Source organism: Catenulispora pinistramenti (assembly GCF_018274385.1).
Classification (GTDB): Bacteria; Actinomycetota; Actinomycetes; order Streptomycetales; family Catenulisporaceae; genus Catenulispora; species Catenulispora pinistramenti.
Genome location: NZ_JAAFYZ010000041.1, coordinates 44162 through 60009 on the forward strand (window position 1 = coordinate 44162; position 15848 = coordinate 60009).

Sequence of the window (15848 nt, forward strand, 5' to 3'; positions counted from 1 at the left end):
CATCAGGACACCTCCATCAGCGAGCGGGCGGCGGTGCGGCAGGCCCGGGCCAGGGCGTCCTCGTCGGCGGTGGCCAGCGCGCCGTCCCGGACCACCGGGTTCCCGCCGACCGCGAGCAGCCGCAGCGGCGCCGGCGGGCCGAAGACCAGGGCGGCGACCGGGTCGGCGATGTCGGCGTGCCCCAGACCGTTGAGATCCCACAGCGCGACGTCGCCGAGCTTGCCGACCTCCAGCGAGCCGATCTCGGCCTCGCGCCCCAGCACCCGCGCACCGCCCATCGTCCCCAGCCGCAGCGAGGCGCGGGCGTTCAGCGCCTCGGCCGGGTTGGAGGACAGGGCACGCAGCCGCGAGACGTACATCGCCTGCCGCAGCTCCTCCACGAGCATCCCCGACTCCTGCGACGCCGCCCCGTCCACGCCGAGCCCGACCGGGGCACCGGCGGCCAGCAGATCCTTGATCCGCGCGTGGCCGGAGCCCAGGCGCGCGTTGGAGGACGCGCAGTGCGCGGTGCCGGTCCCGGTGTCGGCGAAGCGGCGGATCGCCGAGTCCGACAGGTGCACGCAGTGCGCCAGCCACACGTCCGGGCCCAGCCAGCCGAGCTTGTCGGCGTACTCCGCCGGTGTGCAGCCGTGCGTGGCCAGGCAGAACTGTTCCTCATCGAGGGTTTCGGCCAGGTGCGTGTGCAGCCGGACCCCGTGCTCGCGGGCCAGCGACGCACTCTGCACCATCAGGTCGCTGCTGACCGAGAACGGCGAGCACGGCGACAGGCCGATGCGCAGCATCGAGTCGAACGAGGGGTCGTGGTGGCGCGTGATCGCGTCCTGGCTCGCGGCCAGGATGTCGTCCAGGCGCTCCACCACCTCGTCCGGCGGCAGCCCGCCGTCGGAGGCGCCGCGGTCCATCGAGCCGCGCGTGGGGTGGAACCGCAGGCCGATCTCGCGTGCCGCCTCGATCTCCGCGCCGAGCAGGTCGCCGCCGTGGCGCGGGAAGACGTAGTGGTGGTCGGCCGAGGTGGTGCAGCCGGTCTTGGCCAGCCAGGCCAGGCCGCCGCGCGCCGCGGCGCCCAGGGTGTCCTCGGTCAGCCGGGCCCAGATCGGATACAGCTCGACCAGCCAGCCGAACAGGGCGTCGTCCTGGGCCAGGCCGCGGGTGATCCACTGGTAGAGGTGGTGGTGGGTGTTGACCAGGCCGGGGGTGGCCAGGCAGCCGGTGCCGTCGACGACGCGCGCCCCGTATGCGTGGGGCGCGGGCCCGGATCCGACGGCGGTGATCCGGCCGTCGGCGATGACGATGTATCCGGACTCGTATTCGGTGCTCACGGCGTCGACCGTGGCGATCGCGGCGTTCTGGATGACGATGGTCCCGCTCATGCCACACCGGCCTTGATAGCGGCCGCCTCGCGGACGGCGTCGAGGATCTTCTCGTAGCCCGTGCAGCGGCACAGGTTCCCGGCCAGGGCCTCCCGGATCTCCGGATCGGTCGGGGCCGGGTTGTGCTCGATCAGCGCGTGCGCCTGGACCAACAGCCCCGGGGTGCAGAAGCCGCACTGGACGGCGCCGGCCTTGATGAAGCAGGCCTGCACCGGGTCCAGTTCGTCGCCGTCGGCGAGGCCTTCGACGGTGCGCACTTCCCGGTCCTGCACCTGCCCGGCGGCCACCAGGCAGGAGCAGACCGGGACGTCGTCCAGGTAGACGGTGCACGACCCGCATTCGCCCTGCTCGCAGGCGTTCTTCGAGCCCGGCAGGCCGACGCGCTCGCGCAGGACGTACAGCAGGCTCTCGCCTTCCCAGACGTCGTCGGCCTCGGCCCTGCGGCCGTTGACCGTGAAGGTCACTCTCATGTCAGTTCCTCGCTGCTCTGATGCTCGCGCCAGGCCCAGGTCAGGGTGCGGCGGCCCATCACCGAAAGCGCGTGCCGGCGGTAGGCGGCGGTGCCGCGGACGTCGTCGATCGGCGCGGCCGCGGCGGCCACGAGTTCGCCGAACCGGGTCGCGATCCGCGGATCGAGGTCGGCGCGGCTGTCCCAGGGCAGCGCGTCGGCGGCGAACAGCTCGGCCTCGAACGGGCGGCGCGGGGTCGGGGCCGCCGAGCCGATGCCGGCACCGACCTTGCGGGCCGCGACGTCCAGCGCCACGGCGAACGAGCACACGGCGATGACCATCGCGTTGCGGGTGCCGATCTTCGAGAACTGCTGCGGGCCCTTGGCCGGGGCGAGCAGGACCGCCTTGATCAGCTCGTCCGGGGCCAGGGCGTTGCGTTTGACGCCGAGGTAGAACTCGGTGGCCGGGATCGTCCGCACGCCCCGCTCGGCGCTCTCCACCTCGATGACCGCGTCGGTGGCGACCAGCACCGGGTGCGTGTCGCCGGCCGGGGAGGCCGCGCCGAGGTTGCCGCCGACGCCGCCGCGGTTGCGGATCTGCGGCGAGCCGACGGTGCGCGAGGCCATGGCCAGGCCGGGCAGGTCGGTGCGGAGTTCGTCGATGATGCGGGTGTAGGGGACGCTCGCGCCGAGCCGGATCGTGCCGCCGGAGTCCGGTGTCCACTGCCGCAACGCCGGGATCCGGTTCAGGTCCAGCAGGGCGCCGGGGCGGCGCCGGTCGAAGTTGAGCTCGACCATGACGTCGGTGCCGCCGGCGATGGGGACCGCGTCGGGCCGCTCGGCGCGGGCGGTCAGCGCCTCGGCCCAGGTGGCGGGGCGTAGGAAGTCCACTGATGTGCTCCGGGGGTGCTGAAGGGTTCTCGGGGCTGGGCCGGGGCTGGAAAGCCGGGGCTTGGAAGCCGGGCCTCAGGTCCAGGCCGGGCCGGCGTCGGGGGCGTCGTCGCGGCGGACGTCGCCCTCGATCAGGCCGTAGGGCCGGTCCGCGGCCAGGAACGTCTCGTTCGGGTTGTCCAGGCCGAACGGGGCCGTGTCGTAGCGGAAGTGGTGCTTGTTCGGCAGTTTCAGCCGGACCTCGCACAGCTCCGGGACTTCTTCCAGGACGCGGGTGCCCATCTCGAACAGTGTCTGCTGGAGCGAGCGGCTGTGCGTTCGCACAAACGCCTCCAGCAGCGCGTTCTTAGCCCGTTCGTAGGACTTGCCCCAGTCGCCGGATTCGCCGGTGTGCCGCCACTGCGCGTGGATCTCGGTGGCCAGGATGCGGTCATCAGCCTCGACCAGCGTGGTGTATTCGTCCTTGACGTAGCCCCAGAACTCCGAGTCGGTGGAGTTCAGGACGGTGAGGTCCTTCAGGCCGCTGACGACCCAGACGGCGGTGCCGTCGTAGTGGACCGTGCAGGTCCGGGTGCCGCCGCCGGCCCGCAGGAAGGAGTGCGGGCCCTCGGCGATGCGCTCCCAGGGGTGTTCGGCAACCGCGACGCGGGCGTGGGCGATGCTGGGCTGGGAGTCGACGAAGTGCCGGGCCAGCAGCAGGGCGTAGTCCTCGATCTCGACGGCGCCGTGGCGCTGGGCGAAGGCGAAGCACGTGTTCTTCATGGTGTCGGTCGGCAGGACCCCGGAGTTGTCCCCGGTCAGGTGGGTCGCGTCCAGGTCGCCGGACAGCGCGACGGAGACGGTGAGGTCCTTGATCTGGTGGACCGGGCCCTCCTTGGTGATGCGGACGACCCGGTTCTCGGCTTTGCCGTAACGGTTGTCCCCCAGGACGATCGACATCGACTAGCTCCCTCGATAGGTCGAGTAGGCGAATGGGCTGAGCAGCAGCGGCACGTGATGGTGCGCGTCCGGGTCGGTCACCGTGAAGGCGATCGCGACCTCGGGGTAGAAGTAGTGCTCGACGCCGGCCGCCTGGAAGTAGGCGGCGGTGTCGAAGACCAGGCGGTGCGGGCCGCCGAGCAGGTCCGGGGCGAAGCGGATACGGCCGTCGGCGTCGGTGCGCTCGCGGGCCACCGGCAGCCAGCCGTCGGGGCGGGCCACGTCCAGGCGGACCGGGACGCCGACCGCGGGGCGGCCTTGGACGGCGTCCAGGACGTGGGTGGACAGGCTCATTTCGCGACTCCCGTTACGTCGGCAGCGGATTCGGCGCTGTCTTGACCTCCGGCCTTAACGCCGGGAGAAGAAGACCCGGCGGTCTGCGCGACGCGCTCCAGGCGCAGCAGCACGATCTCGGCGAGCTCGGCGCGCACCACCTGCTGCTCGGTGGCGGCGTCGTGGTCCAGGCGCCGGCGCGCGGCCGCCAGGATCTCCTCGGCCGACCGGCCCGCCGCGCGGATCAGGAAGACGTGGCCGAAAACCTGCTCGTATTCCGCGTTGGCCGCGGCCACTTCCCACAGCACCGACTCAGCGCCGCCGGCCGCCGCGGACTGCTCGGCCCGCGACCACTGCGCCTCCCGCGACTGCCCCGCCGCCTTGTCGCCGATCCGCGGATGCGCGTCGAGCGCCTCCAGCACGTCCGACCACCGGAGCGCCTTGATCGCCGCGCTCGCGGCCGCCGCCAACTCGGTCCAGCCGCCGTACGGACGTCCCGATGCCATGGCGGCCACCCAGCGCCGGCTGGCACAGCAGGCCGACAGCTCCTGCCTGGCTTGCTCCGCGGACCAGGCGTTCAGCGCGGTCACCGCCGCGCGGCGTGGATCACCGGGCATCAGCGCCTCCTTTCCGGCTTCGTGGTGCCCAGCGGCACGATGGTGAGTGAACCGCCGCCGGCCCGGTCCCGGCCACGGGCCGAAACCATGAAGGAGCAGTCCGTCGGCGGCCGGGGTTTCGGAGGATCGTCCAAAGACGCCGCTCACAGACCGTTCCTAAGCTGCGCGCAGCGGAGGTAGCCTCGTTTCGATCAAGACCGCCCCGAACGCCGGCAGGAAGGGGGAGCGGCCCATGCGACTGCGTGACCTGCTGGCCACCCCGATGCCCGGCCTGGAGCTGCTGACCGGCGCCGACGCCCTGTTGGAGCGGGAGATCAGCTGGGTCGCGACGACCGATCTGCTGGACCCGGGCCGGTATCTGAACGGCGGCGAGCTGGTGCTGACCGGCCTGGTCTGGCGGCGCGAGCCCCGGGACTCCGAGCGGTTCGCGCGGGCCGTGGCCGAGGCCGGGGCGGCGGCCGTCGCCGCCGGTGACGCCTCCGGCGCGCCGATCCCGCCGGACCTGATCCGCGCCTGCCGCACCCACCGCACCCCGCTGTTCCGGGTCCCGACCGAGCTGGCGTTCGCCACCCTCACCGAGCACCTGGCCCGGCAGCTGTCGGCCGAGCGGGCCGCCGACATCGGCTCGGTCCTGGAGCGGCACGGCCGCCTGGTCTCGGCCTCGGCCGCCGGAACCGCGCTGGCCCCGATCCTGGAGCTGTTGGCACAGGACGTCGGCATGCCGTGCTGGGTCCTCACCCCCGCCGGACGGCCGGTCGCCGCCTCGCATGAGCCGATGCCGCCGGCGGAGACCGAGGCGACGGTCCGCGAAACGCTGCGCGCCGGACAGCTCCCGGCCCGGATCCGCCGCCGCTCGGTGTTCGCCATCAGCTCCGGCTCCCCGCTCACCGACTGGTACCTGGTCTTCGACGGCGACTACGAACGCTGGGACCCCCGCCGCCAGGCACTGGCCTCGAAAGCGGCGGCGGTGCTGGCCATCGAACGGGAACGGCTGGCCGCGCGCCGCGAACCGCTGCGGCAGCTGGGCGCCGAGCTGGTACGGCTGGTCGCCGAGGACGGCGGCGCCGCCGAGATAGCCGCCCGGGCCGACCTGGTCGGCGTCGGCTCGGACACCGAGGTGCAGGCGCTGGCGCTCGCCGGTCCGGCCGGCCAGTCCGGGGCGATCCTGCGGGCGCTGCTGGAGGACGTCGCCGAGGAGGTGCGGCTGCGGCTGCCCGCCGCGCTCAAGCCCGGCGCGCCGGGCTCCGGACCGGGCTCCGGACCGGGCTCGGGACCCGGCTCAGGACCCGGCTCAGGACCCGGCTCCGGCTTCGGATCCGAACCCGACTTCCCGATCGCCGAGTTCACCGACCACGCGGTCGCGCTGGTGCCGTGCCCGCCGCCGGACATGGCCGCGCAGCTTCGCGACCTGCTCGGCGCGATGGCCGCCGGTCTCGGACGCGAGCGGCTGGCGATCGGCGTCGGCAGCCGCCGGGCCGCCGGGCTGCGGGCCACCGTCGACGAGGCCCGGCACGCGCTGCGGATCGGCCGCGCGCGCAGCGACCAGGTCAGCGTCATCGGCCACGAGGAACTGGCCTCCCACGTGCTGCTGCTGTCGGGGCTGCCCGAGGACGTGCGGGTCGCCTACTGCGATCGGCTGCTGGGCCCGTTGCGGGCCTACGACGCTTTGCACCGCTCGGATCTGGAGGCCACGCTGGAGGCCTTCCTGGCGTGCTCGACGTCGTGGACCCGCTGCGCGGAGCAGATGCACGTCCACGTCAACACCCTGCGATACCGGGTCGCCCGGATCGAGGAGCTGACCGGGCGCAGCCTGGCCGATCTGGAGACGCAGGTGGATCTGTTCCTGGCGCTGCGGTTGCGATAGATGGATGACCAGATGGACGAGGTGAGGGCCGGCATGCGGATCGGCATGCGGATCGGCGCGGTGATCCTGGCGGCCGGCGGCGGGCGGCGGCTCGGCGGACGCCCCAAAGCGCTGCTGTCCCACGGCGGCGAACTGCTCGTCGAGCGGGCGGTGCGCACGGCGCGCGCCGGCGGCTGCGGCGAGGTGGTCGTGGTTCTGGGCGCCGAGGCCGCCGAGGTGCGGCGGCGGGCGGACTTGACCGGGTGCGTCGTGGCGGTGAATCAGGACTGGGAGACGGGGATGGGTTCCTCGCTGCGCGCGGGGTTGGCGGCGCTGCCCGCCTCGTGCGACGCGGCCGTGATCCTGTTGGTGGACCAGCCTTTCGTGACGTCCGAGGCGGTCCGCGCCGTCGTCGCCGCCGGTGCGGAGGTCGCCGCCGCGACCTACGCCGGACGGCGCGGCCATCCGGTGCTGATCGCCGCGCGGCACTGGCCCGAGGCCTCGGCCGCGGCGGTGGGCGATCGGGGCGCGCGGGACTTCCTGGCCCGGCACCAGGTGGTGTCCGTACCCTGCGACGGTTCGCCGGCCGACATCGATGTCCCCGAGGACTTGATGCTGCTTGACTGAGAGCAGACACCACAAAGGCAAAGGACACTGATGGCGCGCATCAGAACCCTGAAGGACGTCCACCCGACCCGTCGCGGGATCGTGCTCGCCTGGTGGGCGTTCACCGTCACCTTCGGCGGGCTGCGGCTGCTGACCTGGGCCATCCACGTGCACGTGGGCGGTTTCGGCAACGTGACGGCCGGCGGCGTGCACATCCACCACTATCTGTGGGGGATCCTGATCCTGATATGCGTGGCCGCGGCCGGGGTCGTAGAGCGGTCGCCGCAGTGGCACGCGTGGATGGGGTTGTTCTTCGGGATCGGGTTGGCGCTGGTGGTGGACGAGGCGGCGCTGCTGATCGAGTTGAAGGACGTCTACTGGACCGGGGCCGGCGGGGTGAGCATAGCGATCGCGCTGATCCTGATCGGGCTGGCCGGGAGCGTCTTGGCGCTGATGTGGGTCCGCGGGGTCGAGGAGGAGAAGGAGGAGAAGAGAGAGAAAAGCCCTACCGGCTCGCCAGGCTCCGCCCCCTCGCCAGAGCAGCCCGATCGCGATAAAACAGGACTCTGAGTTACCCGGCAGCGCCCCCGAAGGAGCCCGCGTGACCCCCACCCTGCTTCCGCGCTCCAGCCGCTCCACCCACTCCAGCCGACCACGCGTGGCGGCCGCCGTCGCGTTCTGCCTGCTCGCCGCCGGGACGCTCGCGGCGCTGACCGCCGCGCCCGGCCACGCCGCCGGCGCACCGCTGCCGCCGGGGACGTACGTCTACGTCGCGAACTCCTCGTCGGACTCGGTCTCGGTCATCGACACCGCCACCAACACCGTGGTCGACACGGTCCCGGCCGGCATCTCGCCGACCGGCGTCGCCGCCTCGGCCGACGGGCGCCACGTCTACGTCACCGACTCCGGTTCGGGCGCGGTGCGGGTCATCGACACCCAGGCCGCTTCCGGGCCGGCGGTGGTGGCGATCATCCTGGTCGGCGTCCAGCCGCAGTCGGCCGTGCTGTCCCCCGACGGTTCGCGCCTCTACGTCGGCAACGACGTCTCGGGCACGGTCTCGGTCATCGACACCGCCGCCGACTCGGTGATCGCGACCGTCCCCTCGGGCTCCGGCGCCGAGGGCCTGGCCGTGTCGCCGGACGGCTCCCGCCTCTACGTCGCCAACACCGGCAACCACTCGGTCACCGTGATCAACACCGCCGACGACACGGTCACGGCCACCGTCCAGGTCGGCGCCAGCCCGGTCGGACTGACCGTCTCCCCCGACGGCAGCCACGTCTACGTGCCCGACTACGGCGACGGGACCCTCACGGTGATCGACACCGCGAGCGACACCGCCACGGCGAACGTGCCGATCGGCGGCAGCCCGCACAGCGCCGTCGTCAGCCCGGACGGCGCGTCCGTCTACGTCACCGACGCCGCCTCCGGGACCGTGTCAGTGGTCGGCACCGCGACCGACGCGGTCACCTCGACGTTCAGCGTCGGCGCCGCACCGCACGGCATCGCGCTGACGATGGCCCCCGGCGGCGGCTCGGCCTACGTGGCCGACTTCGGCGCGTCGGACGTCTCGGTGGTGAATCTGAGCTCTGACACGCTCACCGCCACGGTCCCGGTCGGGACGAACCCGGTCTACCTCGCGGCCTCGGTGATCCCGCCCGCCCCCACCGCACTGACCGCCGGCACCGCGACCCTCACCCTGCTCCCACTCGGCGAGGCGGACCTCAACGCCACCCTGACCAGCGCCGGCGTCCCCCTGGCCGGGCAGCGCATCACCTTCACCGACACCGCCGGCGGGTTCCTGTGCCGAGCCACCACGGACCAGGCCGGACGAGCGGCGTGCAGCACGGCGCCGGGACTACTGGACTCGGTGGGCGTGCTGCTGACCGGCTACCGGGCCTCGTTCGCAGCGGATCGGTACTACTCGGCGTCGGCAGCCCACGGGGACACGGCACTGCTTTAGCGTTCCCTCCACACACGGATTTCCGGTGCGGTAACTTCCGTGCGGTGACCCAACCACCGCCGGAAGGCCGCACCGACCTGTCCCCCGCCGAGCTCGAAGCCCTCGACACCCGCTGGGCCCACGCCTGGACCCCCGCCGAAGTCGCCTCCCGGCTGGCCGGCGTCACCACACCCTGGTACGTAGCCGCCGGCTGGGCGCTGGACCTGTTCCGCGGCAAGCAGACCCGGCGCCACGGTGACCTGGAGATCGCCATCCCGGCCGCGGACTTCCCCGAAATCCGCGACCGGTTCGCTGACTACGTCTTCGACGCCGTCGGCGACAAGCGTCTGTGGCCGAACCCCTCACCGGAGGACCTGGCCGCCACGCACCAAACCTGGTTCCGTGACCCGTCCACCGACAACTACCTGGTCGACGTGTTCCGCGAGCCGCACGAAGGCCGGACGTGGATCTGCCGCCACCACCCGACGATCCGGCTCCCGTACGACGACATCATCTGCCACACGCCGGACGGCATCCCCTATCTGACCCCTGAGCTGGTGCTGCTGTTCAAGGCCAAGCACACACGACCGAAGGACCAGGCGGACTTCGCCGCGATCGCGCCGGAGCTCGAACCGGCTCGGCGCGCGCGGCTGGCCGAGCTCATCGGGCAGGTGTATCCGGGGCATCGCTGGCTCGCCGAGCTCGCGGAGCTATAGCCGCCTGCGGTTCACGAGCTTTCGCGGGGCCACTGCATGAGGTGGTTCAGAGCACTTCCCTCACCCCGCTACAGGACACTGACCCGCAGCTCCAGCACCAACTCGCGCGCATAGGCCTCGACCATCGCGACCAGGTCGATGTCCGCCGGGTCCAGCAGCCATTGGGTGTGCAGGCCGTCGATGAACGCCACGATCTCCACCGACTTGGCGTGCGGGTCCACGTCGCGCCGCATCTCCCCGGCGGACTGCGCGCGCCGGATCATGTCGGCGATCGCGTGGCGCAGGCGCCGGTAGCGCTCGGCCAGTTGCTCGTGTGCCGGGTCGTCCGGGTCCAGGTTCTCGGCGACCAGTACCGCGAACAGGCGGACCAGGTGCGGGTCGGCCTGGTTGCGGCGGGCGAAGCCGGGCATGCCTTCGATCGCCGCCAGGCCGCCGAGGGCCGCCAGGTCGGCGACGATCGCGCGGCTGTCGGCGTCGCGCTGCTCGATCACGGCCCGCAGGAGCGCCGTCTTGGTCGGGAAGTAGTAGAACAGCGCCGGCTCGGTGATGCCGATCCGCTGCGCGATCTCCGCTGTGGCCACGCCGCGGTAGCCGCGCTGGGCGAACAGGTGCGCCGCGACATCCAGGATCTCGGCACGCCGACGCGCGCCGCGGGCCGTCTTGCCGGCAGCGCCAGCACCGGCCGTCTTGCCGCCGCCCGCGGCCCGCGGCGTGCGCGAGCTGCGCGGCGTGCGCGATCCCCGCACGTCGCGTTCCTTCTGCTCACCGCGTTCGCCGTCCGGCACGTCCGTCACGCGTTCATCTCTATCACCACCGGTCCCGACATCGCGGCGGCGGTCGGTCAGGTTTCTCGCGCGTTGCCCTTGCGTCACACCCCCAGGATAATTTTTACTAAGCACTAAGTAAACAAGACTCGCCCTCCGGAAGGCCCGCCATGAGCGCTGTCGCCCTCGACGGAAGCTCCACCCCGGTCGCGATCCAGGCCCCGGCCGGCCGTTTCACCGCGCTGTACGTGGCCGCGGTGTTCGGCAACGCGCTGGCCACGATCACCGTCCTGACCTCCTCGCTGGCCACCCGCATCGACCACCTGGACCACGCGCACAAGGACGGCGCGCTGGCCGTGGTCGTCGCGGTCGCGGCCGTGGTGGCGCTGCTGGTGACGCCGGTCTCCGGCCGGCTCACCGACCGCTGCGCCTCCCGGCGCGGGATGCGCAGGCCGTGGATCGCCGGGGGTGTGGCCGTCGGGTTCGCCGGGCTCGTGGTGATGGCCGCGGCGCCGAGCATCTGGCTGCTGGCCCTCGGCTGGTGCGTCGCGCAGGGCGGATACAACGCCAGCGGGGCCGCGCTCAGCGCCGTGCTGCCGGACCAGTTCCCGGCGGCGGTGCGCGGCCGGATCGGCGGCTTCGTCGGGCTGGCCACGGCGGTCGCGCCGGTGGTCGGGACCGGGATCGCCGTGGTCTTCCAGCCCTCGCCGGCCGGGATGTTCCTGGTGCCGGGTGTGATCGCGGCCGCTCTGACGCTGCGGCTGGCGCAGCGCCTGCCGGACCGGCAGCTGCCCGCCGGGACCGTGCTGCCGCGGCTCACGGCCGGGACGATCGCCCGCAGCTACTGGGTCTCGCCGCGCCGCTTCCCCGACTTCGGGTGGGCCTGGCTCAGCAGGTTCCTGATGATCGGGGCGTTCGCCGCGATCCAGCTGTATCTGAAGTACTTCCTGCAAGACGAGCTGCACTACTCCTCCGACACCTCCACCGGCCTGGTCGGCGTCTCGACGGTGGTGATGGTCGTGTTCATGGTCGGCGCGTCGGTGTACTGCGGGCGCCTGTCCGACCGGCAGGGGCGCCGCAAGGTCTTCGTCGGTGTCGCGGCGGCGCTGTTCGGCGTCGGTGCGGTCATCGCGGCGAGCGCCCCGAACCTGGCCGTCTTCGAGGTCGGACTCGCCGTCGCCGGCGCCGCGCTGGGCACGTACCTGGCCGTGGACCTGGCGCTGGCCGCCGACGTGCTGCCGGACCAGGACGGCGACGCCGGCAAGGACCTCGGCGTGTTCACCACCGCCAGTTCGGTCCCGCAGATCCTGATGCCCGCGCTGGCCCCGGCCGTGCTCGCCATCGGCGGCGGTCACAACTACCGGGCGCTGTATGTGGTCGCGGCGGTGTTCGCGGTCGCCGGCGCGCTGGCGGTGCGCCCGGTGCGCGGCGTGCGCTGACCGGCCGCTCCCCTGTCCCCACTACCCCTTTCGAGAAAGGCAGAACGATGAGTATCCCGGCGACCCAGGCGTGGCGGGGGCAGTGGATCTGGAGCGCGCGAAGCGGTGTCGGCGCCCCGGCGCCGGACAACCCGATGAACGGTGCGCTGGATCCGGAGTACTACGACCGGCGCGTGCTGTTCCGCAGGTCGTTCGAGCTCGATGAGGTGCCGGACGAGGCGCCGTTCCGGATCACCGCCGATTCGCGGTACGTGCTGTATGTCAACGGTGTCGAGCTCTCGCGCGGACCCGTCCGGCACGGTCAGCGGGAGCTGCGCTACGACCACGGCGACGCGGCGCCGGTGCTGCGCGCCGGGCACAACACCGTCGCGGTGTTCGCCCGGTTCTACGGCGGCCGCACCGCGTGGTGGCTGCCGACGCCGACGACGTTCACGCTCGGCGGCGGGTCGCTGGTCGCGGAGCTGCGGGTCGGCCAGGAATGGATCGCCACCGACGACAGCTGGCGGTACCGGGAGGCCACGGCGTGGACGCCCTCGCGGCCGTTGACGACGATCTCGCCGCAGATCCCCGAGGTCTTCGACGCGCGGGAGCTGGATCCGCAGTGGGCTTCGCCGGAGTACGACGACGGAGACTGGGACGCGGCGCGGGTGGTCGCTTCGATCCACGTGGGCGGGATCGGGCGCACCCGGCCGCCGGTGGATCCGTACGGTGCGGTGCTCGCCCGGCCGATTCCGCAGTTGACGGCGGCGCCGCAGGATCCGGAGACGGTGTCGGTGACGACGGTGACCTCACTCGCCGAGCCCGACCTCTTGGAGCCGGCCGCGACCCGGCTCACCGCCGCCCTGCGCGAAACCGGCGAGAACCGCACCGACCCCGACGCCTGGCACCCGGGCCTGACCATCCCCGCCGGCGACCACCTCCTGGTCGTCGACTTCGGCAAGGTCGTCAGCGGCACCGTCCGCTTCGCCCTCACCGCCGAGCCCGGCACCACGCTGATCGGCGCGCTGGTCGAGACCCCCAAGCCGGCCGCCCTCGCCAGCGCCCAGACCTTCCACTACACCGCGCGCGGCCGCGCCGACGCCTTCGAGGCCCACGATCCCTCCGGCGGCCGCTACCTGCTGCTGATCGGCGGCGCCGCCACGCTGGACGACCTCGCCGTGGTCGAGCGCCTGCGTCCGCGTCCAACCGGCCCGTACTTCGCGTGCAGCGATCCGCTGCTGAACCGCGTCCACGCCACCGGCCTGCGCACCGTCGACCTCACCGCGCACGACGCCTACATCGACTGCCCCACCCGCGAGCAGCGCGCCTGGACCGGCGATTCGGTGGTGCACCAGTCCGTGGACCTGGTCGCGAATCCGGACTGGAGCCTGGCGCGCTGGCACCCGGTGCTGGCCGCGCGGCCCCGGCCGGACGGTCTGCTGCCGATGGTCGCGGCCGGTGACGCCGCCGACCCCGGCATCGTCAGCATCCCGGACTGGTCGCTGCACTGGATGCGCTCGGTCCACAACCTCTACCGCTACACCGGCGACGCCGATCTGGTCGGGGCTCTGCTGCCGACCGCCGAGAACGTGCTGCGCTGGTTCACGTCCTTCCTCGGCCGGGACGGTCTGCTGCACGACGTCACCGGCTGGGTGCTGGTCGACTGGTCGCCGGTGCCGGTCAGCGCCACCAGCGCCGCGCTCAACGCGCTGTTCGCCCGGGCCCTGGCCGATTTCGCCGAGATGGCCGACTGGCTCGGCGACTCCGGCCGGGCCCGCTGGGCCTGGACCCTGCACACCAAGCTCGCGCAGGGCTTCGAGGTGTTCTGGGACGAGGAGCGCTGGGCCTACCGCGACCAGATGGTCGACGGCGTGGTGCAACCCTCGGTCAGCGAGCACACCACGGCCGCGGCGGTCTGCGCGGAGATCGTGCCGACCGAGCGGCATGTGCGGCTGCGCACCTTCCTGCTCAACCGCTCCCCGATGTTCACCCGCTCGCCGGTGGCCGCGCACGGCAGCGACGCCGACGGCGCCCCGGCCGCCGCCGCGATGTTCGCCGCGCCGATCCCGGACTGGGACACCGCGCAGCTGGTCGTCGGTGCGCAGCCGTTCTTCCGGTACGTCGTCCACGACGCGCTGGCCCTGCTCGGGGCCGCCGACCGGCTGCCGGACCTGTGCCGGGACTGGGGCAAGCTGCTGGACGCCGGGCCCACCGCGCTGCGCGAGACGTGGGAGGGCGGCAGCGCGTGCCACGGCTGGTCCGCGACACCCAGCCGGGATCTGCTGGTGTACGTCCTCGGGATCACCCCGGCCGAGCCCGGGTATGCGCGGGTCCGCATCGCCCCTCGGCTCGGCGACCTGGAGTGGGCACGCGGTGCCGTGCCGACGCCGCACGGGCTCCTCGAGGTGCGGGTCGATGATTTGTCAGTCCTCGTGGACTCCCCGGTCCCGGTGGACCTCAGTCTGCGGGAAGACCAACCCTCTATCAGCCTGCCACCCGGTCGGCGCATGGTTCCGCTCACGTGACCATGGCCCGGGGAAGGAGCTCAGCTATGAAGTGGAACAGGTCTTATTCGGTGGTGGCCGCCGGTCTGCTGATCGCCGGGGTCGTCGCGGGTGCGCCGGCGACGGCGCGTGCGCACGCCGATTCGGCGACTGCGGCCCCGTCGGTCGCCTCGCCGCTGGCCGCGCCGGTGTGGCTGTGCAATCCGGCGCTGGCGAGCGACCCGTGCGGGCCGACCGTGCACTATCCGAGCGGGAAGACCGAGGACGTCGGCGCGGTCGACGAGCCGTTCCAGATCCCGTCCGCGCCGCCGGTGGACTGCTTCTACGTCTACCCGACCATCGACACGCTGCCGAACCCGCTGCTCCAAGTCGGTTCGCTGCCCCCGACCCCGACCGATCCGGAGATGGCGGTGACGCTGGCGCAGGCCGAGCGGTTCGCCGGCACCTGCCGGATGTTCGTGCCCGTATACCGGCAGGCGTCGCTGACCGAGGTGGCACTGGGGCTGGTGCTGAAGTCGCCCGCGGACCTGGCCACCGGCGAGATGGACGTGGCGCAGGCCTGGCAGGACTACTGGACGCACGACAACATCGACCCGGCCACCGGGCAGCGGCGCGGCGTGATCCTGATCGGGCACTCCCAGGGCAGCGCGGATCTCATCACCCTGATCCAGCACCAGATCGACGGCAACGCGGCGATGCAGCACCAGCTGGTCGCGGCGTATCTGCCGGGCGGGAACGTGCAGGTGCCGATCGGGCAGCCGGACGGCGGCGGGACCGACGCCGGGGCCACCTTCCAGCACATCGGGCTGTGCTCGAACGACACGCGGTTCGGGTGCGTGGTCGCGTATTCGAGCTATGACGAGCCCGCCGGGCAGGCACCGGGCGCGACGGCGGTGTTCGGGCGCCCGACCGCCGCCGGGTACCAGATCGCGTGCACGAACCCGCACGCGCTACTCACCGGCGCCGCGCCGGACAGCCAGCAGCCGCTGGACACATACCTGCCGTCACGGCAGCTCGTCGACGGCAACGCGCTGAACCCCAGCGGGAACCTGGGACTGGTCGGCGCCGGATACACACTGCCGGACGTCCCGGCCGGCTTCGCACACTTCCGCGGCGAACTACTCGGTCAGTGCCGGAACCAGGACGGCGCGTCGTGGCTCCAGCTCACCGACCTCGGCGGGCTGCTGCCGACCTCGACGCAGACCTCGGATCTGGGGACGCATGTCGTGGACTACAACGTGGCGCTGGGTGATCTGACGGCGCTGGCGGCGCGGCAGGCGGCGGATTGGGCCGCCAACAGTTCTCAGTAGATCGGTTCACCGGTGCTGATCGGCCTGGTCCCCCAGGCCGATGCTGTCGGTCCGAAGCCCGGATGCCGCTAGCGCCGTGTCAGGCAACGTTTGCCGGGTAGTTCGAGCTTTGACCGGGAGTCCGCGACGTGCCGGTCGGTGGGCGGGATTCGTTGGCGGGTGGGGTGGAGT

The 15848-nt window shown here is 72.6% G+C and carries 15 protein-coding genes; 8 read left to right on the top strand and 7 right to left on the bottom strand.

Annotated features, from left to right (window positions below; translation table 11 throughout):
- Positions 1 to 2 precede the first annotated feature (2 nt).
- From KGQ19_RS14715 to uraD, 6 genes are all read right to left on the bottom strand, one after another.
- Positions 3 to 1370 (bottom strand): 8-oxoguanine deaminase, encoded by a 1368-nt coding sequence (locus tag KGQ19_RS14715; RefSeq protein ID WP_212009689.1) that lies wholly within the window; start codon positions 1368 to 1370, stop codon positions 3 to 5.
- Positions 1367 to 1840: a (2Fe-2S)-binding protein gene (locus KGQ19_RS14720; RefSeq protein WP_212009690.1), complete on the bottom strand. Its 474-nt coding sequence runs from the start codon at positions 1838 to 1840 to the stop codon at positions 1367 to 1369. Before KGQ19_RS14720 ends, KGQ19_RS14715 begins: the two co-directional genes overlap by 4 nt.
- Entirely contained in the window at positions 1837 to 2709 is an 873-nt protein-coding gene (locus KGQ19_RS51880) for an FAD binding domain-containing protein (protein WP_212009691.1), read from the bottom strand. The genes KGQ19_RS14720 and KGQ19_RS51880 overlap by 4 nt, the downstream gene beginning before the upstream one ends.
- Positions 2710 to 2784: 75 nt before the next feature.
- Positions 2785 to 3648, bottom strand: a complete 864-nt coding sequence (gene pucL, locus KGQ19_RS14730) for a factor-independent urate hydroxylase (RefSeq protein ID WP_212009692.1) — start codon at positions 3646 to 3648, stop codon at positions 2785 to 2787.
- Positions 3649 to 3651: 3 nt separating this feature from the next.
- Complete coding sequence (gene uraH, locus KGQ19_RS14735; RefSeq protein WP_212009693.1) at positions 3652 to 3981, bottom strand: hydroxyisourate hydrolase; 330 nt, start codon at positions 3979 to 3981, stop codon at positions 3652 to 3654.
- Entirely contained in the window at positions 3978 to 4577 is a 600-nt protein-coding gene (gene uraD / locus KGQ19_RS14740) for a 2-oxo-4-hydroxy-4-carboxy-5-ureidoimidazoline decarboxylase (RefSeq protein WP_212009694.1), read from the bottom strand. The genes uraH and uraD overlap by 4 nt, the downstream gene beginning before the upstream one ends.
- 232 nt (positions 4578 to 4809) lie before the next feature.
- On the opposite strand from uraD, the gene KGQ19_RS14745 reads away from it, so the two are divergent.
- Genes KGQ19_RS14745 through KGQ19_RS14765 form a run of 5 tightly spaced genes read left to right on the top strand, consistent with a single transcriptional unit; the run spans position 4810 to position 9681 of the window.
- Positions 4810 to 6441, top strand: a complete 1632-nt coding sequence (locus KGQ19_RS14745) for a PucR family transcriptional regulator (RefSeq protein ID WP_212009695.1) — start codon at positions 4810 to 4812, stop codon at positions 6439 to 6441.
- Positions 6442 to 6453: 12 nt separating this feature from the next.
- Positions 6454 to 7047, top strand: coding sequence for a nucleotidyltransferase family protein (locus tag KGQ19_RS14750; RefSeq protein ID WP_212009696.1), 594 nt, complete (start codon positions 6454 to 6456; stop codon positions 7045 to 7047).
- A gap of 30 nt (positions 7048 to 7077) precedes the next feature.
- The gene (locus KGQ19_RS14755; RefSeq protein WP_212009697.1) at positions 7078 to 7596 is read left to right on the top strand and encodes a hypothetical protein; all 519 of its coding nucleotides are present in this window, start codon (positions 7078 to 7080) and stop codon (positions 7594 to 7596) included.
- A gap of 31 nt (positions 7597 to 7627) precedes the next feature.
- Positions 7628 to 8986, top strand: coding sequence for a YVTN family beta-propeller repeat protein (locus KGQ19_RS14760; RefSeq protein WP_212009698.1), 1359 nt, complete (start codon positions 7628 to 7630; stop codon positions 8984 to 8986).
- A gap of 44 nt (positions 8987 to 9030) precedes the next feature.
- On the top strand, positions 9031 to 9681 hold the full coding sequence (locus tag KGQ19_RS14765; protein WP_212009699.1) for a nucleotidyltransferase domain-containing protein: 651 nt from the start codon (positions 9031 to 9033) through the stop codon (positions 9679 to 9681).
- A gap of 68 nt (positions 9682 to 9749) precedes the next feature.
- Here KGQ19_RS14765 and KGQ19_RS51050 read toward each other — a convergent pair whose 3' ends face one another.
- Positions 9750 to 10475, bottom strand: coding sequence for a TetR/AcrR family transcriptional regulator (locus tag KGQ19_RS51050; RefSeq protein ID WP_212009700.1), 726 nt, complete (start codon positions 10473 to 10475; stop codon positions 9750 to 9752).
- 140 nt (positions 10476 to 10615) lie between these two features.
- On the opposite strand from KGQ19_RS51050, the gene KGQ19_RS14775 reads away from it, so the two are divergent.
- The 3 genes from KGQ19_RS14775 to KGQ19_RS14785 are packed head-to-tail and all read left to right on the top strand — an operon-like array spanning position 10616 to position 15677.
- Positions 10616 to 11884 carry an MFS transporter gene (locus tag KGQ19_RS14775; RefSeq protein ID WP_212009701.1) on the top strand — a complete coding sequence of 423 codons (1269 nt, stop codon included), beginning with the start codon at positions 10616 to 10618 and terminating at the stop codon, positions 11882 to 11884.
- 47 nt (positions 11885 to 11931) lie between these two features.
- A complete protein-coding gene (locus tag KGQ19_RS14780) occupies positions 11932 to 14388 on the top strand; it encodes an alpha-L-rhamnosidase-related protein (protein ID WP_212009702.1) in 2457 nt (818 codons plus the stop codon).
- 26 nt (positions 14389 to 14414) lie between these two features.
- Positions 14415 to 15677, top strand: a complete 1263-nt coding sequence (locus KGQ19_RS14785; RefSeq protein WP_212009703.1) for a DUF3089 domain-containing protein — start codon at positions 14415 to 14417, stop codon at positions 15675 to 15677.
- Positions 15678 to 15848 lie beyond the last annotated feature (171 nt).

Excerpts from the sequence above, each read along its gene's own strand:
- KGQ19_RS14715 (WP_212009689.1), bottom strand. The coding sequence starts at position 1,370 with ATGAGCGGGACCATCGTCATCCAGAACGCCGCGATCGCCACGGTCGAC.
- KGQ19_RS14720 (WP_212009690.1), bottom strand. The coding sequence starts at position 1,840 with ATGAGAGTGACCTTCACGGTCAACGGCCGCAGGGCCGAGGCCGACGAC.
- pucL (WP_212009692.1), bottom strand. The coding sequence starts at position 3,648 with ATGTCGATCGTCCTGGGGGACAACCGTTACGGCAAAGCCGAGAACCGG.
- uraH (WP_212009693.1), bottom strand. The coding sequence starts at position 3,981 with ATGAGCCTGTCCACCCACGTCCTGGACGCCGTCCAAGGCCGCCCCGCG.
- uraD (WP_212009694.1), bottom strand. The coding sequence starts at position 4,577 with ATGCCCGGTGATCCACGCCGCGCGGCGGTGACCGCGCTGAACGCCTGG.
- KGQ19_RS14745 (WP_212009695.1), top strand. The coding sequence starts at position 4,810 with ATGCGACTGCGTGACCTGCTGGCCACCCCGATGCCCGGCCTGGAGCTG.
- KGQ19_RS14750 (WP_212009696.1), top strand. The coding sequence starts at position 6,454 with ATGGACGAGGTGAGGGCCGGCATGCGGATCGGCATGCGGATCGGCGCG.
- KGQ19_RS14755 (WP_212009697.1), top strand. The coding sequence starts at position 7,078 with ATGGCGCGCATCAGAACCCTGAAGGACGTCCACCCGACCCGTCGCGGG.
- KGQ19_RS14775 (WP_212009701.1), top strand. The coding sequence starts at position 10,616 with ATGAGCGCTGTCGCCCTCGACGGAAGCTCCACCCCGGTCGCGATCCAG.
- KGQ19_RS14780 (WP_212009702.1), top strand. The coding sequence starts at position 11,932 with ATGAGTATCCCGGCGACCCAGGCGTGGCGGGGGCAGTGGATCTGGAGC.
- KGQ19_RS14785 (WP_212009703.1), top strand. The coding sequence starts at position 14,415 with ATGAAGTGGAACAGGTCTTATTCGGTGGTGGCCGCCGGTCTGCTGATC.